The following is a 20,253-nucleotide window of genomic DNA, read 5'->3' as shown; positions in this document are numbered from 1 at the left end:
TGTCCGTTCTTATGATGCGCTTATGCGGATGTTCTCTCTCGGTTGGAAATCTAAGTCAGAGAAGCAATTCCACCGAAAAAGCCGATGAGCATAATTAAAAATGCAATAATGGAAAGAATGCCCCGTACCAACCCCTTTGTCTTGGCACGGGCAAATGTAATTAAAAATACAGATAATCCCATAATGAGGATGGCCACCAATGACAGCCACATCTTGTCCATCGCGCTCATAAACCAACAGTCTCCCTTTCGGTCCGATATTCATCACTGACTTTGTGACAATTGCAATCATTATAACATGAAATCGGGCGCATTTTTCCAGTAAAACGACAAAAAAGCAAGCCAGCATCTGCTGGCTTGCTCTTTGTTTAAGCTCGATCCTCGTGTAAACAGGTGGGATCTCTATTATTTTTTCATCATCATCTTCATTAACGACTCCATATTGCTTGGATTCAGTCCGCTTTTCTTGACTGCACTCACAATATCCTGAACCGTATCCTCAGATACCGGTATTTTTGCCATAGCGGATACTTGTTTGATCAACTGGCGAAGCTGAGCCTCATTCTGCATCGTTGTTGGTTTCACGGTGCTGGCCAGTTTCTTGACTGCACCTTCAGTGATCGTTTTGCCCGTTTTTTTGTTAATTGCTTTCAGCGCATCTTTCGAAATGTTGCTGCCCATTCGTCTCCCCTCCTCCGGCAATGCTCATGTGTATCATATGAGTCTGCTGCGGAAAAGGTGAATAAGCTTCATCATTTTAAGACAGGCCATCGGAACAATCCGTTCAGGAGTGCCACTGCTCCCATGTTTCGAGCTTCATCACTTCCATCTCGGTTTTGGGGTCGCGCCCCATTAAAGCTTCAACCGCGGCTCGCGGCTCTCTGTTCAGGAATAATACATGATACAGTTGATCTGCGATCGGCATTTGAACACCGGTTTTCTGAGAAATAAAATAGGCAGCCTGTGTGGTGCGAATCCCTTCAACAACCATGCCCATGGATTGAAGCACATCGTCCAGCTTCTGTCCCTGTCCCAGCATGGAACCTGCTCTCCAGTTCCGGCTGTGCTGACTTGTCGCTGTTACAACCAGATCACCGATCCCCGCCAGTCCGGAAAATGTTAACGGATTGGCCCCCATTTCTACACCGATACGTGTAATCTCGGCAAGTCCACGAGTTAACAGAGCTGCTTTGGCGTTGTCTCCAAATTGAAGACCATCTGACATCCCCGCCCCTAGCGCAATGATATTTTTGAAAGCTCCGGCCAACTCAACTCCAAGCATATCCCGATTGGTATACACACGAAAATAGGCATTCATAAACAATCCCTGAACGGCCTCGGCGGTAGATTTATCCAGTGAGGCCACAACTACAGTTGTTGGACAGCGCTTCACTACTTCTTCGGCATGACTTGGACCCGACAGCACCACGATCCGTCCTTCTTCGCATTCAAGCTCTTCAGCGATCACCGTAGACATCCGTTTCAGACTTTCCGTCTCGAAACCTTTGGTAGCATGAATAATCAGCATATCGGGTGTATAAAAAGGTTTGAACTGGTGCGTGACCGCACGCATCGCAGACGAAGGCGCGACAATTAAAACAGCGGCTGCACCTGCAACTGCCGCTTCCATATCACTCGTTGCCCGAATACGGGAAGACAGCTCTGCACCAGGAAGGTAACGTGCATTGGTATGCTGTGTATTAATCTCAGCGGCCTGTTCTTCACTACGTGTCCACATTACTACATCCAGTTCGTTTGCGGCGAGTACACTGGCGAGTGCTGTTCCCCAGCTGCCTGCAACCAGTACAGCAACTTTTTTAGACAACGCGTTTCCCCCCTCCAGGGTTCTTCGATCCCAATTTATTTTCCTGTCCTTTGGCGAGCTTCACAATGTTCGTGCGATGTCTCCAGAATGCAAACAGACAAATAATCAGACTGCCCCAGAAAATACTCATCGAATATCCAGGCAGGATCAGAATGAAAACAGGAGTCAAAGCGACAAAAATTAAAGAACCAAGCGAAACATAACGTGTCAGAACGATGGACAGTATCGCCAAAACTCCGGCACACAGCGCAGGTAGGAAAGCCAGGCTTGCCATTACACCAATCGCGGTCGCAATACCTTTTCCTCCCCGGAAATGGAAATAGAGCGGCCAGTTATGACCTGCTATGGCAGCGATACCACTGAATGCAGCAATCCACGGAGACCCGTCACTTAACCATATGCCAATCCATACTGCAGCAACACCTTTGATTACATCAAGCAGCAGAACGGCAGCAGCCGGCCCTTTACCCAGTATACGCAGGGTATTCGTTGCTCCTGCATTTCCGCTCCCATGCTGACGTATATCAATCCCCCGTATTGCTTTTGCAAGAAGAACACTAAAGCTGATCGAACCAAGCAGATAGCTCAGTACGATCGCTGCGATTGATAAAATCACAAACTTCTCCCCTAACCTTCGTCGGACTTCCTCCGAGTAAATATGCGAATTGGTGTGCCTTCAAAATCAAACGCCGCACGGATTTTATTCTCCAGGTAGCGCTCATACGAGAAGTGCATCAATTCAGGGTCGTTTACAAAAATGACCATGGTTGGCGGTTTGACCGCTACCTGAGTCACATAGTTAATTCTCATTCTCCGCCCTTTATCGGTTGGCGGCGGATTAATGGCTACCGCATCGGATACTACATCGTTAAGCAGATGTGTCTGCACCCGCAGCGAGTGCTGTTCTGCTACGCGCTGTACCACAGGCAGCAATTTTTGTAAGCGTTGTTTTGTGAGCGCGGACAAGAATACAACCGGAGCATACGTCATGAAGAGGAAGTGGTCTCGAATTTTCGTCTCAAATTCCTTCATTGTTTTATCCGTTTTATCCACGATATCCCATTTATTCACTACAAACAATGAAGCTTTACCTGCTTCAAACGCATAACCTGCAATGTGCTTGTCCTGCTCAATGATGCCTTCTTCGCCGTTAATGACAATCAGGACTACATCGGCACGCTCAATTGCACGCATTGCACGCATCACGCTGTATTTTTCTGTTGTTTCATATACTTTACCGCGCTTTCGCATACCGGCTGTGTCAATCAGCACATAGCGCTGCCCGTCTTTTTCGAAAGGAGTGTCAATTGCATCACGGGTTGTTCCAGCTACGTCACTGACAATAACACGTTCCTCGCCCAGAATTGCGTTTACAAGTGAAGATTTACCTACATTAGGGCGTCCGATCAGAGCTACACGAATCACATCTTCATCGTATGTCTCTTCCTCAAGTTCAGGTAATTTCTCCACAATGGCATCGAGCAGATCGCCAATCCCTGTACCATGACTGCCAGATACCCCGATTGGATCACCAAAACCGAAGCCGTAAAACTCATAAATCAGCTCACTGCGTCCAATGTTATCCACTTTATTGACAGCCACAACGATTGGTTTGCCTGAGCGGTACAGCATCTCTGCGACTTCTTCGTCAGACTGTGTAATACCTGCTTTGGCGTCACACATAAATACAATAACATCTGCCTCTTCAATCGCAAGTTCTGCCTGCATGCGGATGGATTTCATAATGACGTCCTCGCCGTCAATTTCGATACCACCTGTATCAATAATACTGAATGCTTTACCGTTCCATTCACCGATTCCGTAGATCCGGTCGCGGGTTATGCCCGGTTTGTCTTCCACAATGGCCAGTCTGTCGCCAATAATCCGATTGAAAATGGTGGATTTACCCACGTTCGGTCGGCCGACAATTGCCACAACTGGTCTTGCCATACATTCCACTCCTCCTGTCCATACTTACGTTAATCATCATAGCAAAAAAGCTATGTCTTGGCTAACGTTTCATAACGGAATTCTCGCAATAACAACAATCGGCGAACCCGCGGGGGCTCGCCGATCTTGCTTTTATTGTTCAGCAAAATATGCAGTATATAACCTAGAACCATGCATGTATAACTTATTTGAATTTGCTGAGTTTATCGCCAAACAGTTCGCCGAGCGTAGTGCTCATACCTTGATTGTTCAAGGACACGTTAGGATTGTTGATCTCTTCACGTGGAGCATTGTTTCTTGCTGGACGCTCTGATTTTTGTGGTTGAGCAGGAGCTTCTTCCGTTTCTTTGATGCTCAAGCTTACACGCTGCTCAGACGGGTTCATGTCCAAGATTTTAACTTGAACTTCTTGTCCTTCTTTCAACACTTCATGAGGAGTGCCGATGTGTTTGTGGGAGATTTGTGAGATGTGCACAAGTCCCTCTACACCAGGAGCGATTTCAACGAATGCACCGAAATCAACCAGACGTTTTACAACACCTGTTACGATATCGCTAGTGTTGAATTTGTCACCAGCTGTTTCCCAAGGGCCTGGTTGAACTGCTTTCATGCTCAGGCTGATTTTGCCTTTGTCAGGATCAACTTTCAGCACTTTAACATTGACTTTGTCGCCTTCGGACAATACATCGGATGGTTTGTCAACGTGCGTCCAAGCCAGCTCGGATACGTGGACCAAACCGTCAACTCCGCCCACATCAACGAACGCGCCAAATTGAGTCAAACGCTGTACTGTACCTTCGATGACTTGACCTTCTTGCAAACCAGCCATAACTTGTGCTTTGTTCGCTTCGAATTCCTGCTCCAGTACATCTTTTTGAGAAAGGATCACTTTGTTGTTCTCACGGTCGATCTCTTTCACTTTAACACGCAGTGTGCGTCCTTTGTAGTCGCTGAAGTCTTCAACGAAATGGCGCTCAACCATGGAAGCCGGGATAAATCCACGCACGCCCACGTCTGCTACCAGACCGCCTTTAACAACATCACCTACAACAACTTCGAACACGTCTTGGTCTTCAAAATGCTTTTGCAATTGCTCCCAAGCGTTCTCGCTGTCAATAGCACGTTTGGACAGAACGAGTTTTTCTTTCTCGTCATCGATGCTGAGTACTTTAGCTTCAACTTCTTGTCCTACTTCTACCGCATCAGAAGCGCTGTCTACGTGGAGCGAAGACAGTTCACGAATTGGAATAACACCGTCATATTTATATCCAATGCTTACATAAGCCTGGTTATCTTCCAATTTGACGATGGTTCCTTTTACAGTATCTCCTTTTTTCAAGGAAACGAATTGATCCAACTCATCTTGGGTTGCTTCTTGATTTTTCATTTCTTCCGACATGTCAAATACCCTCCTCAATTCAAAAACCCCATTATATTCAAACCTGCCTTGGCAGAGTTCAAAACACTTTCATGCGAATGCACTTGATATAGCTTTCCTCAAAAATATGGAAACATGCACTCTTGGCAGACTGCCTTATTTGCTGGGCACGCCTGTTTTCGTCATTTCATTAATTTTGGACATAATTTTCTCGGTCGCTCTCTCCAGAGCATCTCCAGAGGTGTCATCCTTGAACTCGTCCAAATTGACCGGTGCGCCGTATACTACTTTCATCTTACGAAACAACTTGTAGTTGCCGATAATAGCAGTAGGAATTACAGTGGCACCGCTGCGGAGAGCAAAACTTGCCGCTCCTTTTTTACCAATTCCTCCATCATTGTGACGGCTTCCGGTTGGGAAAATACCAAGCACTTCACCACCACGCAAAATATTGAGTGAGGTTTTGATGGATTCTTTGCTGACGCCTCCACGTTTCACGGGGAAGGCACCAACTGCTTTGATGATTGGCCCTAATACCGGAACATTAAACAATTCGCTTTTAGCCATAAATCTCACTTGACGGCGAATTTTAATGCCAACGGTTGGCGGATCAAAGTTGCTGATATGATTGGAGCATAGAAGTACGCCGCCGTCTTTCGGGATATTTTCCCGTCCAACTGCCTCCAGGCGAAAAAGAATGGTATACATGATCCGCAGTACTGTCTTACAAAAGGTGTAAATCATAGACCGCTCTCTCCTCTGACCATTGTGCAATAAGATACGATTTTGTCAACCACTTCATGGATGTTCATCTTTGTTGTATCCAGGACGATCGCGTCCTCTGCACAGCGCAGCGGGGAAACTTCCCGATTCTCATCCAGTTTATCACGGGTGGCAATATCTCGCTCCAGTTGTTCCAACGTCAGACCTTCGGATGGTTCCAGTTCTTTGAAGCGGCGAAGAGCACGCTCCTGTACACTGGCAGTCATGAAAATTTTCACTTCTGCATCGGGCAGTACTGTTGTTCCGATATCGCGCCCATCCATTACGACGCCCTTGCGCAAAGCCATTTGCCGCTGAATATCCACTAATTGCGTACGCAGCCCCTCGATTTGCGCATATCGAGACACGATCCCCGTCACTTCACGGGAGCGGATTTCAGAAGTTACATCCTCCCCATTACAGAACACTTTCTGTCCACCCCGATCCGGTTGTAAATCAATAACCAAATCCTGAGCTTCCAGAAGTACCTGACTCATATCATCCGGAGAAATATCTTTCCGAATCATATGTAAGGATACTGCACGGTACATTGCGCCGGTATCAACGTAAATGTATCCGAGTTCCTCTGCAACCAATCGGGCCACCGTGCTTTTTCCGGCACCAGCAGGTCCGTCAATTGCAACGTTCATCTTCCCGTTATCTGATGTGTTCTGGCTTGCCAACGGGGCATTCCTCCTCAAACGATAAACCTCAATAAAAAAACAGGCATTGCCTGTCATCGTGAAAATTATACCACACTCTACACATGGATGCAAAAACAGACAAATCAGCCAGTGGGGTCTTTGTTTGTGCCCTGCATACGAATCGGGGTACCTTCAAGCCGATCAATCGTTGTCATCATTTTCTTCAGATCAGGAACAAGCAGTAATAGCTGACAGAGGATAACAAGAATCAAGAGAACTGCGATAATAAGCATTACTCTCCGCTCTATTCGTTTTGAGACTACATGATAAATACGTTCATACCTGCGTGAATTCAGACGTTTACTCATGGCCGCGATCTCCGTTTTTGCCTTACGTTGCCCAACACCGGATTAATTTATGCGAGTTCATTTCTTTACTTCATACGGTAATCCAGCTGCCGCTCAAAACAGAATTTAATCACTTTTTGGCGCTCTGAATCCGTAATCTGCGAAAATTTCAGCATTCCCAGCTCACGCCCTGATTCCAGCTTTTTGATGCGCACCACCTCGGCCTCAAATTGCACATGATCGATTGCGCCATTGCGATAAGGGACGAGCAGCCAGCATTTTAGCTTTTGTCCTTCCTGAATTTTCAATTCGGGCTCAATGTAAATGGACATTCCACCGCCACCAATGTCTTCAGTCAGAACCACTGCACGAGTGAGATCTTCACACTGGAGTGCCAGTTCGAGGCTGGCATGAACACGAAGGAAACTGCGGCGCTGAATTTTGGAAATCTCATCAGGAAGCGGTTTTCGAATGCGTACCAGGCGAATGACATCTTCCTCAAAACCGGTCACATAGGTGTTAAAATAATGACGGACTCCACTCTCGTTTATATAGGAGATGGACAGTTCTTCGCCAAAAAAAAGTCTTTTCAGGCGGCTGTTTCCCTGCTGCATCGGAACCTCAATCAGGAAACTGTTATCATCTGTATCTGCGATACGCGATTTGTATTCTTTGTGTTCCTCTTTTTCGTCAGCCGATGCGATCTGGATATATAATACTTCATTTACTTTAGGAAACAATCGGTTCACCGCCACTTATGTATTTATCTTCGTATTGCAAGGACTATTATACCATGACCTTTCTCACTTGGAACAAGAAAAAACAGACCATGACTATGGTCTGTTCTCACAAGATGACTTATGCAAATGCGCGCGCTGCTGCCTATTTCTAGGATGCAGCATTGACAGGTTTGATCTCTTCGACAGCTTCTTCCGTTCCAGTATTGGCATTAATGTAAATCCGGTAACGCGAACCATTAATTCGTCCCCCGAATTCGTAACAAAGCACTTCTTTACTGTATTCGTTCTCGATCAACGATTTACGCACATAATTTTCTTTGAAGTCGGAATTGAGTCTTTTGCGCGCCTGCTCAGCTGTAAGCTTAGCTTTCGGGATTTGACGTTTGTCATTATGCTCATAGACGAAGTCACTTGCCTGAAAACCGATAACTTCTCCTGTATCCAAACCAACACGCACAGACATTTTCTCGGGATATATTAATGTATCCCCTTGTTTACGCACATACGTAAGGTTAGCCAGATTGCCAAATTCATCGTAGTTGACGGCTTTCATATCCTTGTAACCCTTATTTTCAAGAAAATGATCTGCCTGGTTCATCGCCTCTTGACGGGACACCTTTTTAGCTCCTACCGGCCGGGTATCACTGTAAGAGATAAGCATTCCACCGTTGCGGGTGAAATCCATCATCAGTTTTCCGTTTCTGGCATGGTGAGCAGTTGCTGTGAACGATTCCCAATCTGTTCCTTTACCATTCTCCTGAACTTGAATCTTGCTGCTCTCCATATTTGAGAATTCAGCTGCCTTTTCCTGAATCTGCTCTTTGGACACAGGTAGTCCGCCGAGCTTTTTCACGGAACGTTTGGCAAACATGTTAGACACTGAAGGACCCCAATCAAGTTCAGGGTACTCCTGCACCTTTTTGTTGACTGTACGGAAGCCGTCCACAATGGAATTATCATTCGTCTGATCCTGAGTCGCCATGACGGTTTCAGCATCCATCCAGCGCAGACGATCCGACAGCACTTTTTGCTGCACTTCCTTCAGATTTTTCGTAATTTCCGAAGAATTTTGATACAGTGTTTTCAGGTTGCCCATTTCTTTCTCACTAAGCGGTTCGTTCGTCAAGTCACGCATTGAAGCATGGTACGCAAATTTTGAAATGCGTGAAAGGAACTCCTCCGTCTCATTGAAGGGAAGCATGCCGAGCGGAAGCTGATTGATTTCATTCTGCGCTTCGCTTGTAAGCCTCCACACATTCATCAACCCTTTGCGGTGCATGCCTTGTGAGCTTGTATGGACAGCGAGTGTGCTGCCTATCTCTGAATGCAATTTGTCCATATGAAATGAGAGGTCGTGAAAAGCACGCTGATATTGATTCTCTGCTTTGATCAGGATCGCATTTTTCTCCTGATTCTCCTGATAACCCCAAACAAGCGCACCGATCAGGAGAACTGCAAATATCGGAAACATGACTGAACTTAATCGTTTATACACGGTAGATTCTCCTTTCTTCTAAACCACTGCCTTTATTGTGGATCGAAGAAAGACCTCTTATGCATGCGATTTCCATTCAGGACGATTTTTGCCTTCAATTTAGAAGTCTTTTCACGATATGACAGTAATGCTGTTTTTCGTTTAATACAGCTGAAAACTCGTGGCCATCCCATCTTCCTCAATATCAAATTGATCTTTGTTATCGCAAAGACACTGTTTAAAACCCGTTTCAATCCTCCCCCGTTCTTTTCTGCCTCTTAACGTAAATCGTTCACCGCACTGTTTGCATCTAATTTTGATCTTAATTCTCGTCATGTTCTATCCCCGTTTCATTTCGTCGTTTCCCGGGCATCAAACACATAAAAAAGACACACCGGGTCAATGCGTTCTTAGACGCTTTATGTCCACCAGTGTGTCCGTATTTTTATAATTTAATCTCTTCCTCACGTTTCACAAAACGAAAAGGAGAACGGTTATTAGCCCGTGTAATCTTGCCAATTGCTCCATACCACAGACCCGCCATAAGAGGCGCAATGAACCATAACCAGTGATTCACCATCATATTCATAATGACATCGTATAAGGCATGCCAGAAAAATGGCAGCATTAGAGATAAGCAGAGATACCATCGTTTCTTCTTCGTATCGTCAATAAATTTAGCCTTACCCATGTAATATCCCATAATAACCGCGAACATCGCATGTCCGGATACGGGAAGAAGAGCCCGAAGGAACATTCCTGAAACCGAGGCATTGCCTGCGAAAGCATACAGCACATTCTCCACAGTAGCGAAACCCAATGAAACGGCAACCGAATATAATATCCCGTCATAAGGCTCGTCAAATTCGGTGTGATTATAAATGATGTGATAAATCACAAAAAATTTGACAAACTCCTCAACCCCGCCCGAGATCAGGATGGATTCGATCAGGGGGTTATCACCAAGCCACATCATCATACCTCGCTGAATAATCATGACGGGCAGAACGATTAAAATACCCATCACAAACACTCTCAGAATCATGTGAAGCGGCTCATAATCATACCGGTCTTTCAGATAAAAGTATGTTAACAAGGCGAGACCCGGAGCAACTGCTGCAGCTAGAAGCGAAAACAATAGCACCGAAATTCCCTCCTCTGACTATTGACGCGTTTAGAACCGGATTTTAATCCTGACGTTTGAAGTGGGTGCAGATGACCTCAATCGCTTGTTCAGGAATAACCAACTTGCCGTACTCTTCCATAACAGCCGGAGTAACAGAGGAACCTTCTCCAAACTCAGCCAGCAAAGCGATCAGGGCAGCGTGTTTGGTCGTGTCCACATCATCCGGTTCAAAATGCAAGAACCATTTATTTTTATAAGAATACAGTTTGCCCGCATCCGTAACGTGTTGATGTAACATATGGGCAGCTTCAATCAGCACTTCAAAATCCTTAAAAGCGTATACGATGGAATCACTTTGCTCCAATGTAACTTCCATTTCGTATACCTCTTCAGGAAGATCATCTTCATGACCTGAACCATATTGTTGCGGATCATATTTTCCACGAGTAACAATGACAACCATCCCTTGAGCGGGAAGTGCGAATACTTCAACAGCCAGCGGACCTGTAGCATCAAAACCAAGTTCAGAGTAAGCCTGGTCCATCATTTCAGTGAACAGTTCATGTACCTTCGGTAGTTCCTGCCACATATCTTCTTTTTGTATTCCGCGCTCGCTCAGATCGTCAAAGGTCAGGAAAATCCGTATCTTATCGTGACTTAGTCGTTCTATTTTCATACAGGATCTCCCCTTTATAAGCAAGTCTTATAACAGATTATGAAGCACAAAACAATATGTGCTGAAAATAAATCTATGTAGTTATGTTATCATTTTATACCTGTAAATGCACGAAGTAAAATCAACAAAAAAAGAATCAATCCACATCAAATCAAGACTGTGGATGATTCTTAATGGATGCTGAGGGTTATAAACCCGGTACAGTTGTATTTGTCTGACTTAAAATCTGCTCCACCTCATGTTTAACATCCGGGTTGGTACGAATAAAGTCTTTCAGCATGTTCATGTTTTCTTCTTTTTCTTTTGGTGTGACTGGTCTGCTAATTTTCGCTGCAGCTTTGTGCGTTTCCCCATGTTGGTCCGGTTTACTGCTGAAACCATCCATGCCCGGGAAAGTCATCTCCATCATTTTGTGCTTGGCCTGGTTGACGACGTTTCGTGATGAACTTGATGACATCATAGGAAGCCTGCCTTTAGCTAACCAAGAACTGGCGGCTGCACCAACAACAATACCCCAGAAAAAGGATGACGCCTTCATTACACCAACCTCCTTTAAGTGTTGAATTCAAGAGTAGTGTTTGCTGCAGAAGTCGATCTCATTCCGAATAAATACAGGAAAGTGAGTTGAAGAAATGTTAAGAAATGTCGTCTCCATGATTCTGATCGCGAGCATGCTGCTTACTGCCTGCGGTGATCAAAACCAGTCTGTATCCGATGCGGAGCAAACCTCAGAAAAAACGACTGCAGCCAGCAAGGATGAAACAAACAAAATAACCTCAGGCAAAGCCGCTGAGTCCAAAGATGTCACGACAGATACAGCAGATGATTCTTTAGATGAAACCCTTAACGAAACAGAAGAAACTAAGGCTTCCGCAACCTCTGGACATGAAACTACAAGGGAAGAAGTCGTAGATAAAACGTATCATATGAATTCGAATTATGTTATTAAACCCAATAATGAATCCAGTTCCGCCAAAGTTGTATTATTAACATTTGACGATGGACCAAAAGAAGAAAAAATGATTACTTCACTTATCGATACACTGGATAAACATGATGCCAAAGCTATTTTTTTTGTTAACGGATACCGCGTCAAGCATCAACCTGAACTGCTGCAGCTCATTCATGAACGTGGACAGATTATCGGTAACCACGCCTGGGATCACGAGGATTTGAAAAAGATGCCGCAAGCTGAGGCGATTAAACAGGTCACTGACGTTCAGCAGCTTGTGAAAGATATCATTGGTGAGCAGCCTCAGTTTTTCAGGCCCCCATTTGGCTCTGGTAATGATGCTCTCAAAGGTGCAGTCCAGCAGCAAGGCATGTTATATATGACGTGGTCTAACGGATCACTTGACTGGGATAAGAGCACCAAAAACAAGCCTGATAAAGTTATTCAGAACGTCCTGGATCAGCTTCACCCCGGAAGTAATATTTTAATGCATGAATTGCCATGGACGGTTGAAGGTCTTGATGAGTTGTTAACTCAGCTTGAACAGAAAGGATATTCGTTTGTTGATCCGCGTGCAATCGAGCATCAGACCCGATAAACAACGGCAGCAGCAGTGCTCCCGCTGGAAGAATACAACGGACAGCAAAAAGCCCGAAACTACTGATCCGGGCTGCTCGCAGCAGGTACACGTAATGTTATGAGATGAATCTCAGCGGGACAATTTAACCTGAGGGGGAGGTGATTCGTGCCAAACCCTCTGCTCACAAGCAGTTTCCCGCCCTGAGAATCATCTTTGCTTCGTTTCAACGAAAACCACCCGCTCGGTACAGCTCGATAAGCCCTGCTCAGGAATATCGGTCCGAGCCATGGCAAAACGATTTGCCCTCCATGTGTATGACCGCTTAATATCAAGTCCGCATGAAGGTCTAACCGCAGCGCTTGCAGGGGATCGTGAACCAAAAGAATGGTCGAATCACCTTCCGTCTTTTGAAGGAGCATTTTTCCCTTTTTGGAGCGATAGTCCAATCCAATTAACCGGATGTGCTGTGTCCCTTTTTGTAAATAAACGGCCTTGTCTTGTAACAACTGCACACTCGCGTCATTCAGAAGCTTGGACAATTGAGCTGCAGCCGCCTTTTTGTCGTGATTGCCATAGACTGCATAGGCCGGGGCCAGACTCGATAAAATCTTCATATTTTGTCTGACAATGGACCAGGAAATTCCCTCTTCGGCCATATCTCCCCCGATTAGTACCCAATCAACCCTACCCTTTAACTCTTCTATATCTTTTGTTTTCAGCAAGCGTTTATGTGTATCGGACAAATACAAAATGACGGCTCCATCGAATGCTGACGGAAGATGCGTTAGTTCTACTTCATCTACTCTCAGTACATGTGATCGAGCCTCAAGCCACATATGCACTAACAGAAGCACAGCTGCAGCTGACAAAACCACTGCTGCAACGACCACCATTACCACGGTAATGGGAGGAAGGTATTTAGTGGGGGTGCACCTTTAATGCCCCACCACACTAGACCAACGGTCAACATAATAAAAATAAATATAAGTGAGTTAACGAACCTTTTGCTTAATCTCAAACGTCTCGAGGGATGCAGCTCGGTACGAGTTGGCAATGTACGTGCCTCTGAAATCGTCTCTCCCTGCTGATTTCCCGTTTTTTTGGAACGGCTTGGTGCTCGCTGCGGTAAAACGGGACTTTCCAGAGCTGATGCATAGGATTGACGCTGAGACCGCGGTAACGTGATCGAAGTAATTGTTGGCACTCCACCGGTCTCGACAGCAGCCGCCGTTTCAGCCACGAGTGTGGTCTGAGAAGTTGTGCGGCGCTCAGTTTTCTCTTTTTTATCCGAGTGACGCTGACGTTGACTGCCATATGTTTTCATTCTACTTAGCGGCTGATTCATGATCCCCTCCGAAAACGTATCGCCAAACCGGATACCAAATCAATAACAAAATGACATAGAATTGGTGCCCATAACGTGCCAGACTGTATATAAATCCAGCCAAGCCCGTAACTCGATAGAAACACCCACCCTGTTGGAATCCAGTGGCGAAGATAACGAATGTGTATAACTGCAAATAAAATACTTGTCCAGTATGGACCAATGGCATGTTGGATCGCACCTCGGAACAACAATTCCTCGCATACAGCCACGATGGCCGCTATACATACAATATGCCAGATTGGACGTCCTTGAAACAGCAGCTCATTAATCCCGCCGTCATCCATGCTCTCTTGAGGTATAACATAGGACAGTACCAAATCCATGACAAGCATAATACCAGCAAGACCAAGACCCCACCATAAAAATTGAAGATGCTCAGGCCAAGCCAGAACCTCAAATAAATTTCTTTTTTGCAGCAGAATCCATATGACCCCGATAATTAAAGTCAGCCCCTGAGTGAAATAAAGATTAATCAGCAGCAGGCGCTCGGTTAACTGCTGTGGTTCGGCCTTCCTAATTTTAAATTTCGGAAACTTCTTGTTTTTCATTGCATGCGTCTGTCCCTTGAGTTATTTGATATCGTTATCCATACATAGACTAATCCGATAGTATACTAAATCATAGCCAAAAAACCAATTCGGTTCAAGACCTGTCCGAAGTCCCGGATCATTACCCAAAAACGTTACTTCATTAATGCGGTGAAATTCATCTCGCGAAACAACACGTTTCTGATGTTTTTGTCGGGTTTAAAATTTGTTGTGGAGGTAAAACGGACTTCTAAGAGGCGCGAAAAACACAGTCTGCCGCGAACAGAATTAAAACATCTTAGCCTATTGACATGCTCATGTAAGCCATGATACATTATGAAAAAATTAGTCCCGTTAAACACGATGATGGAGAAAAGACGTTGCTTAGTCTTTCAGAGAGCCGATGGATGGTGGGAATCGGCGGCAGGCAGATGATCTTGAGCGCTCCTGAGTTATTGCATTGAAATAGGAGTAGGTGCAATCGGTTTAGACCCGTTATCCTCTTCGGTCTTCATTGACCGCTAAGACTGTCGTTGCGAAACGGCGGTGAATTAGGGTGGTACCACGACAACTCTCGTCCCTTATTGCGCAAGCAGTATGTGGATTGAGAGTTTTTTTGATTATTTTTGATAAAAGAATCCTGTGGAATCACCCTGTTCGTTTACCCTCCTCCTCTGCCACGACACCGCGTTGTTGGAGGGAAGAATCATCGGTTTTAAGGAATGTCTCCATCTGGAGACGAAACCTTGACGAAATATAGATATACAAACCTAAGGAGGAAGAAACCATGTACAAAGTGTTAGTATCGGACCCAATCAGTGATTTGGGAATTCAGCAGCTGGTGGATGCAAGTGATGTCGTAGTCGAGAAGAAAACCGGACTTAGTGAAGATGAGCTTACTGCCATTATCGGTGATTATGATGCCCTTCTTGTTCGCAGCCAGACACGTGTTACTGAACGCATTATGACGGCTGGAACCAAACTTAAAGTCATTGGACGCGCAGGTGTTGGCGTTGATAATATTGAACTGGAACCCGCTACACAACGCGGTATTATTGTAATTAATGCACCTGACGGCAATACAATTACGACATGTGAGCACACCTTTGCCATGATGATGGCATTGGCACGACACATTCCTCAGGCTTACGCCAAAACCGTTCAAGGTACGTGGGATCGAAAAACCTTCCTGGGTGTGGAATTGAGAAATAAAACACTGGGCGTACTCGGTATGGGGAGAATCGGAAGCGAAGTTGCTAAACGTGCCAAAGCATTCGGGATGGACATTCTAGCCTTCGATCCGTTCCTCACTGAGGAGCGTGCTGAGAAACTGCAGGTAAAACTGGCCAGTGTTGATGATATCATCCGTAATGCCGATTTTATGACAGTGCATACGCCGCTGACTCCGGAAACACGCCATATGATTTCGCGTCCGCAATTTGAAGTGATGAAAAAAGGTATGCGCATCATTAACTGCGCACGCGGCGGTGTCATTGACGAGATGGCACTTGTTGAAGCGATTGATGAAGGTATCGTTGCTGGCGCTGCATTCGATGTATTCGAAAGTGAGCCGCCTGCAGCAGACCATCCATTCCTGAATCACCCAAGCATTATTGTTACACCTCACTTAGGCGCATCGACAGTTGAAGCTCAAGAAAATGTAGCCATTGACGTATCTGAACAGGTTCTTCATATTCTTCGCAATGAACCGTTCAAAAATGCCGTAAACATGCCCGCGGTTGCACCAACCGTTATGAACAAACTTCAGCCTTACTTCAAGCTTGGTGAGACGCTGGGAAGTTTCGCAGCACAAATTACTCAAAATGCTGTACAAGAGATCCGTATTGACTACGCAGGGGATTTGTCAGAGGTAGATACTTCTCCGCTGACTCGTTACATTGTGAAAGGCATTCTGGCGAGACATCTGGGGGGCGAAGCCAACATCGTCAATTCCATGCATCTGGCCAAAATTCGTGACTTGAATGTCGTTGTAAGCCAAACCTCTGCTACTAAAGGATTTACTAACCTGATTACTGTAACGTTGATAACTACCCAAGAAGGGGAAGAGCGCCGCGTTGCGGGTACACTTCTTGCAGGTTACGGCGAGCGTATCGTTCGCCTCGACAAATTCCCGGTAGATATCGCACCGGAAAGTCACCAAATTTTGATCTCTCACAACGATAAGCCAGGTATCATTGGGCGCGTAGGTACGCTTCTTGGACAAAATGATGTAAACATTGCATCCATGCAGGTGGGGCGTAAAATTATCGGCGGTGCAGCAATCATGATTCTGACCGTCGATAAAGAAGTACCAAAAGATGTACTGGTTCAGCTTACAGCACTGCCTGAACTGAATACAGCGGTTGAGATTGTACTGGGCTAAGCATCAGTTTATTTCAGACAAAAAGACGGGAACGATGATGTTCCCGTCTTTTTGCTGCGTGCAGATCGAAACAATTAACTCAATTGAATGATTGTTAACGTTGCACCTGGTGGCGAAAGCACAGCCGTGGCCACAAGGCCGAAAAGTTGAAGTTGAATGGTCGAACCAGCAGTAACCGGAATGATAAATTCGGTCTGCAGCTGGCTCAAGGATAGCGCAGGCGAGACAACACTTGCTGGAATCAACTGCACCATTGAGCAGTACTCGGGACTGTATCAAAGCCGCAGCGGTTAAACTAATTTTGTACGAAATAAAGTATCGTCCTGTATTCGCCAAGGTAAACGTATCGCTAGTTCCATTAACTGTAATACCTGTTCCGATGTTTTGATTGTTCGGCAGCGTAATCAATGTGCCGCCCAAAAGAACCAGGATCGTACCGCTCGTATTTTCTGCAAACGCTGATGCAGCTGTTACGGACGTACCTGTTGCACCGGTTGCGCCGGTATCCCCGGTTACACCGGTCGCTCCTGTGGCTCCTGTGATACTTGCACCGGTCGCACCAGTTACTCCTGTTACGCCCGTAGCTCCAGCCACTCCTGTTGGGCCCGTTATGCCTTCGCCAGTTGCCCCCGTAATTCCTGCCGTTCCGGTTGCACCCGTTACACCCGTCTCCCCGGTTGCCCCTGTGATACTTGCACCGGTCGCACCGGTTACTCCTGTTACGCCCGTGGCTCCAGTTACTCCTGTTGGGCCCGTTATGCCTTCGCCAGTTGCCCCCGTAATTCCTGCCGTTCCGGTTGCACCCGTTACACCCGTCTCCCCGGTTGCCCCTGTGATGCTTGCACCGGTTACTCCCGTTATGCCCGTGGCTCCAGTCACCCCTGTTGGGCCCGTTATGCCTTCGCCAGTGACTCCTGTAACCCCTGCCGTACCTGTTGCTCCAGTTGCACCCGTTTCTCCCACTGCTCCTGCACTCGCTAAAAGAGTATAGTCCGCTGATGTTCCCGGTGTTCCCGTTGGTGGGGCTGTGTTCGTGATATACGTGCTGCCTCCAAACGTAACCACCTGACCTACCGGGTACGTCGGTGCAACAGCCGGATCAAAAGCCGTGATGCCCGTCAATCCTGCCCCGGTTGCTCCAGTAACCCCTGCACCAGTCGCACCGGTGGCGCCTGTCGCCCCCACACTCGCCAATAATGTGTAATCCGCTGACGTCCCCGGCGTTCCCGTTGGTGGAGCCGTGTTTGTGATATACGTGCTGCCGTCAAATGTGACGACCTGACCTACCGGATACGTTGGGGCGACTGCCGGATCAAAGGCAACGCTCCCCGTCAATCCTGCACCGGTCGCACCGGTCGCACCTGTTGCTCCTGTTTCCCCAGTTCCCCCAACCAGTCCCGTTGCCCCGGTTGCTCCAGTAACCCCTGCACTCGCCAATAATGTGTAATCCGGTGACGTCCCCGGCGTTCCCGTTGGTGGAGCCGTGTTCGTAATATATGTGCTGCCGTCAAACGTGACAACCTGACCTACCGGATACGTTGGCGCGACAGCCGGATCAAAGGCAACGCTCCCCGTCAAGCCTGCTCCGGTCGCGCCGGTTACTCCTGTTGCTCCTGTGGTTCCCTCGCCCGTGGCTCCGTTAATCCCTGCGGTTCCTGTCGCACCCGTTGCACCTGTCGTTCCTGCACTCGCCAATAGAGTGTAATCCGGTGACGTCCCCGGCGTTCCCGTTGGTGGAGCTGTGTTCGTGATATATGTGCTGCCGTCAAACGTGACGACCTGACCTACCGGATACGTTGGCGCGACTGCCGGATCAAAGGCAACGCTCCCCGTCAAGCCTGCACCGGTGGCACCCGTTGCTCCTGTTTCTCCAGTTCCCCCAATCAGTCCCGTTGCCCCGGTTGCTCCAGTAACTCCTGCACCCGTCGCACCGGTGGCGCCTGTCGCCCCTGCACTCGCCAATAGAGTATAGTCGGGAGACGTTCCCGGCGTTCCCGTTGGTGGGGCTGTGTTCGTGATATACGTGCTGCCTTCAAACGTAACCACCTGACCTACCGGGTACGTTGGTGCGACAGCCGGATCAAAGGCAACGCTCCCCGTCAAGCCTGCTCCCGTTGCGCCGGTAGCGCCGGTAGCACCTGTGGTCCCCTCACCCGTGGCTCCGGTCACTCCTGCGGTTCCTGTCGCACCCGTTGCACCTGTTTCCCCGGTTCCCCCAATCAGTCCCGTTGCCCCGGTTGCTCCAGTAACTCCTGCACCCGTCGCACCGGTGGCGCCTGTCGCCCCTGCACTCGCCAATAGAGTATAGTCGGGAGACGTTCCCGGCGTTCCCGTTGGTGGGGCTGTGTTCATGATATACGTGCTGCCTTCAAACGTAACCACCTGACCTACCGGGTACGTTGGTGCGACAGCCGGATCAAAGGCAACGCTCCCCGTCAAGCCTGCTCCCGTTGCGCCGGTAGCGCCGGTAGCACCTGTGGTCCCCTCGCCCGTGGCTCCGGTCACTCCTGCGGTTCCTGTCGCACCCGTTGCACCTGTTTCCCCGGTTCCCCCAATCAGTCCCGTTGCCCCGGTTGCTCCAGTGACCCCTGCACCCGTCGCACCGGTGGCGCCTGTCGTCCCTGCACTTGCCAATAGAATATAGTCGGGAGACGTTCCCGGCGTTCCCGTTGGTGGAGCCGTGTTCGTGATATACGTGCTGCCTTCAAACGTAACCACCTGACCTACCGGATACGTTGGCGCGACAGCCGGATCAAAGGCAACGCTCCCCGTCAAGCCTGCTCCCGTTGCGCCGGTAGCGCCGGTAGCACCTGTGGTCCCCTCGCCCGTGGCTCCGGTCACTCCTGCGGTTCCTGTCGCACCCGTTGCACCTGTTTCCCCGGTTCCCCCAATCAGTCCCGTTGCCCCGGTTGCTCCAGTGACCCCTGCACCCGTCGCACCGGTGGCGCCTGTCGTCCCTGCACTTGCCAATAGAATATAGTCGGGAGACGTTCCCGGCGTTCCCGTTGGTGGAGCCGTGTTCGTGATATACGTGCTGCCTTCAAACGTAACCACCTGACCTACCGGATACGTTGGCACGACAGCCGGATCAAAGGCAACACTCCCCGTCAATCCTGCTCCGGTCGCTCCGGTTACTCCTGTTGCCCCCGTGGTCCCCTCGCCCGTGGCTCCGGTAATGCCTGCGGTTCCTGTCGCACCCGTTGCACCTGTTTCCCCGGTTCCCCCAACCAGTCCCGTTGCCCCGGTTGCTCCAGTGACCCCTGCACCCGTCGCACCGGTGGCGCCTGTCGTCCCTGCACTCGCCAATAGAGTGTAATCCGGTGACGTCCCCGGCGTTCCCGTTGGCGAGCCTGTATTCGTGATATACGTGCTGCCGCCAAACGTGACCACCTGCCGTACCGGGTACGTTGGTGCCACAGCTGGATCAAAGGCCGCAATTCCCGTCAATCCTGCGCCGGTCGCACCGGTTACTCCCGTCGCGCCTGCTGCCCCAGTTGGTCCAG

The 20,253-nt window shown here is 48.0% G+C and carries 20 protein-coding genes and 1 other annotated feature; of the genes, 2 read left to right on the top strand and 18 right to left on the bottom strand.

The window, feature by feature from the left end:
• Nucleotides 1-50 precede the first annotated feature (50 nt).
• The 14 genes from ABXS70_RS07960 to ABXS70_RS07895 all read right to left on the bottom strand — a co-directional run bounded on the left by ABXS70_RS07960 (nucleotide 51) and on the right by ABXS70_RS07895 (nucleotide 11,459).
• Complete coding sequence (locus tag ABXS70_RS07960; protein ID WP_184187216.1) at nucleotides 51-230, bottom strand: DUF2768 family protein; 180 nt, start codon at nucleotides 228-230, stop codon at nucleotides 51-53.
• Nucleotides 231-404: 174 nt separating this feature from the next.
• Nucleotides 405-680 carry a stage VI sporulation protein F gene (locus ABXS70_RS07955; protein WP_342551715.1) on the bottom strand — a complete coding sequence of 92 codons (276 nt, stop codon included), beginning with the start codon at nucleotides 678-680 and terminating at the stop codon, nucleotides 405-407.
• Nucleotides 681-783: 103 nt separating this feature from the next.
• The gene (locus ABXS70_RS07950; protein WP_342551716.1) at nucleotides 784-1,824 is read right to left on the bottom strand and encodes an NAD(P)H-dependent glycerol-3-phosphate dehydrogenase; all 1,041 of its coding nucleotides are present in this window, start codon (nucleotides 1,822-1,824) and stop codon (nucleotides 784-786) included.
• Nucleotides 1,817-2,440 carry a glycerol-3-phosphate 1-O-acyltransferase PlsY gene (gene plsY, locus ABXS70_RS07945; RefSeq protein WP_366295151.1) on the bottom strand — a complete coding sequence of 208 codons (624 nt, stop codon included), beginning with the start codon at nucleotides 2,438-2,440 and terminating at the stop codon, nucleotides 1,817-1,819. The genes ABXS70_RS07950 and plsY overlap by 8 nt, the downstream gene beginning before the upstream one ends.
• A gap of 11 nt (nucleotides 2,441-2,451) precedes the next feature.
• Nucleotides 2,452-3,774: a ribosome biogenesis GTPase Der gene (der, locus tag ABXS70_RS07940; protein WP_342551718.1), complete on the bottom strand. Its 1,323-nt coding sequence runs from the start codon at nucleotides 3,772-3,774 to the stop codon at nucleotides 2,452-2,454.
• Between the two features lie 184 nt (nucleotides 3,775-3,958).
• Nucleotides 3,959-5,173, bottom strand: a complete 1,215-nt coding sequence (gene rpsA / locus ABXS70_RS07935) for a 30S ribosomal protein S1 (protein WP_342551719.1) — start codon at nucleotides 5,171-5,173, stop codon at nucleotides 3,959-3,961.
• A gap of 135 nt (nucleotides 5,174-5,308) precedes the next feature.
• On the bottom strand, nucleotides 5,309-5,896 hold the full coding sequence (locus ABXS70_RS07930) for a lysophospholipid acyltransferase family protein (protein ID WP_342551720.1): 588 nt from the start codon (nucleotides 5,894-5,896) through the stop codon (nucleotides 5,309-5,311).
• Nucleotides 5,893-6,597, bottom strand: a complete 705-nt coding sequence (cmk, locus tag ABXS70_RS07925) for a (d)CMP kinase (RefSeq protein ID WP_342551721.1) — start codon at nucleotides 6,595-6,597, stop codon at nucleotides 5,893-5,895. Before cmk ends, ABXS70_RS07930 begins: the two co-directional genes overlap by 4 nt.
• Nucleotides 6,598-6,701: 104 nt before the next feature.
• The gene (locus ABXS70_RS07920; protein WP_342551722.1) at nucleotides 6,702-6,926 is read right to left on the bottom strand and encodes a hypothetical protein; all 225 of its coding nucleotides are present in this window, start codon (nucleotides 6,924-6,926) and stop codon (nucleotides 6,702-6,704) included.
• A gap of 65 nt (nucleotides 6,927-6,991) precedes the next feature.
• On the bottom strand, nucleotides 6,992-7,645 hold the full coding sequence (locus tag ABXS70_RS07915; protein ID WP_342551723.1) for a flagellar brake domain-containing protein: 654 nt from the start codon (nucleotides 7,643-7,645) through the stop codon (nucleotides 6,992-6,994).
• A gap of 148 nt (nucleotides 7,646-7,793) precedes the next feature.
• Nucleotides 7,794-9,140, bottom strand: coding sequence for a germination protein YpeB (ypeB, locus tag ABXS70_RS07910; RefSeq protein WP_366295144.1), 1,347 nt, complete (start codon nucleotides 9,138-9,140; stop codon nucleotides 7,794-7,796).
• Nucleotides 9,141-9,564: 424 nt separating this feature from the next.
• Nucleotides 9,565-10,263 (bottom strand): glutamic-type intramembrane protease PrsW, encoded by a 699-nt coding sequence (gene prsW / locus ABXS70_RS07905; RefSeq protein ID WP_342551725.1) that lies wholly within the window; start codon nucleotides 10,261-10,263, stop codon nucleotides 9,565-9,567.
• A 43-nt stretch (nucleotides 10,264-10,306) separates the two neighbouring features.
• Nucleotides 10,307-10,921, bottom strand: a complete 615-nt coding sequence (locus tag ABXS70_RS07900; protein ID WP_342551726.1) for a genetic competence negative regulator — start codon at nucleotides 10,919-10,921, stop codon at nucleotides 10,307-10,309.
• Between the two features lie 187 nt (nucleotides 10,922-11,108).
• Nucleotides 11,109-11,459, bottom strand: a complete 351-nt coding sequence (locus ABXS70_RS07895) for a hypothetical protein (protein ID WP_342551727.1) — start codon at nucleotides 11,457-11,459, stop codon at nucleotides 11,109-11,111.
• A 94-nt stretch (nucleotides 11,460-11,553) separates the two neighbouring features.
• On the opposite strand from ABXS70_RS07895, the gene ABXS70_RS07890 reads away from it, so the two are divergent.
• Nucleotides 11,554-12,471 (top strand): polysaccharide deacetylase family protein, encoded by a 918-nt coding sequence (locus ABXS70_RS07890; RefSeq protein WP_342551728.1) that lies wholly within the window; start codon nucleotides 11,554-11,556, stop codon nucleotides 12,469-12,471.
• A gap of 59 nt (nucleotides 12,472-12,530) precedes the next feature.
• Here the strand turns inward: ABXS70_RS07890 and ABXS70_RS07885 are convergent, their stop codons facing one another.
• The 3 genes from ABXS70_RS07885 to ABXS70_RS07875 are packed head-to-tail and all read right to left on the bottom strand — an operon-like array spanning nucleotide 12,531 to nucleotide 14,388.
• On the bottom strand, nucleotides 12,531-13,328 hold the full coding sequence (locus ABXS70_RS07885) for a metallophosphoesterase (RefSeq protein ID WP_342551729.1): 798 nt from the start codon (nucleotides 13,326-13,328) through the stop codon (nucleotides 12,531-12,533).
• Nucleotides 13,329-13,345: 17 nt separating this feature from the next.
• Nucleotides 13,346-13,798 (bottom strand): hypothetical protein, encoded by a 453-nt coding sequence (locus ABXS70_RS07880; protein ID WP_342551730.1) that lies wholly within the window; start codon nucleotides 13,796-13,798, stop codon nucleotides 13,346-13,348.
• Nucleotides 13,795-14,388 carry a type II CAAX endopeptidase family protein gene (locus ABXS70_RS07875; protein ID WP_342551731.1) on the bottom strand — a complete coding sequence of 198 codons (594 nt, stop codon included), beginning with the start codon at nucleotides 14,386-14,388 and terminating at the stop codon, nucleotides 13,795-13,797. The genes ABXS70_RS07880 and ABXS70_RS07875 overlap by 4 nt, the downstream gene beginning before the upstream one ends.
• Nucleotides 14,389-14,721: 333 nt before the next feature.
• Nucleotides 14,722-14,952: a binding site (T-box leader), on the top strand.
• A gap of 202 nt (nucleotides 14,953-15,154) precedes the next feature.
• Between ABXS70_RS07875 and serA the strand changes: the two genes are divergently transcribed.
• On the top strand, nucleotides 15,155-16,750 hold the full coding sequence (gene serA, locus ABXS70_RS07870; protein WP_342551732.1) for a phosphoglycerate dehydrogenase: 1,596 nt from the start codon (nucleotides 15,155-15,157) through the stop codon (nucleotides 16,748-16,750).
• Between the two features lie 74 nt (nucleotides 16,751-16,824).
• On the opposite strand, the gene ABXS70_RS07865 is transcribed toward serA, so the two are convergent.
• Entirely contained in the window at nucleotides 16,825-17,004 is a 180-nt protein-coding gene (locus tag ABXS70_RS07865; RefSeq protein WP_366296568.1) for a hypothetical protein, read from the bottom strand.
• Between the last annotated feature and the right edge of the window lie 3,249 nt (nucleotides 17,005-20,253).

It is taken from the genome of Paenibacillus sp. AN1007 (genome assembly GCF_040702995.1).
Lineage (GTDB): Bacteria > Bacillota > Bacilli > Paenibacillales > Paenibacillaceae > Paenibacillus.
Note: the sequence above shows the minus strand (reverse complement) of the source record. Positions and strands in the feature narration are given on the sequence as shown.

Coding starts and splice junctions, on each gene's coding strand:
- ABXS70_RS07890 (WP_342551728.1), top strand. CDS start 11,554: ATGTTAAGAAATGTCGTCTCCATGATTCTGATCGCGAGCATGCTGCTT.
- ABXS70_RS07875 (WP_342551731.1), bottom strand. CDS start 14,388: ATGAAAAACAAGAAGTTTCCGAAATTTAAAATTAGGAAGGCCGAACCA.
- der (WP_342551718.1), bottom strand. CDS start 3,774: ATGGCAAGACCAGTTGTGGCAATTGTCGGCCGACCGAACGTGGGTAAA.
- ABXS70_RS07930 (WP_342551720.1), bottom strand. CDS start 5,896: ATGATTTACACCTTTTGTAAGACAGTACTGCGGATCATGTATACCATT.
- ABXS70_RS07865 (WP_366296568.1), bottom strand. CDS start 17,004: ATGGTGCAGTTGATTCCAGCAAGTGTTGTCTCGCCTGCGCTATCCTTG.
- rpsA (WP_342551719.1), bottom strand. CDS start 5,173: ATGTCGGAAGAAATGAAAAATCAAGAAGCAACCCAAGATGAGTTGGAT.
- ABXS70_RS07900 (WP_342551726.1), bottom strand. CDS start 10,921: ATGAAAATAGAACGACTAAGTCACGATAAGATACGGATTTTCCTGACC.
- ABXS70_RS07955 (WP_342551715.1), bottom strand. CDS start 680: ATGGGCAGCAACATTTCGAAAGATGCGCTGAAAGCAATTAACAAAAAA.
- ABXS70_RS07960 (WP_184187216.1), bottom strand. CDS start 230: ATGAGCGCGATGGACAAGATGTGGCTGTCATTGGTGGCCATCCTCATT.
- ABXS70_RS07895 (WP_342551727.1), bottom strand. CDS start 11,459: ATGAAGGCGTCATCCTTTTTCTGGGGTATTGTTGTTGGTGCAGCCGCC.
- ABXS70_RS07880 (WP_342551730.1), bottom strand. CDS start 13,798: ATGAATCAGCCGCTAAGTAGAATGAAAACATATGGCAGTCAACGTCAG.
- serA (WP_342551732.1), top strand. CDS start 15,155: ATGTACAAAGTGTTAGTATCGGACCCAATCAGTGATTTGGGAATTCAG.
- ABXS70_RS07920 (WP_342551722.1), bottom strand. CDS start 6,926: ATGAGTAAACGTCTGAATTCACGCAGGTATGAACGTATTTATCATGTA.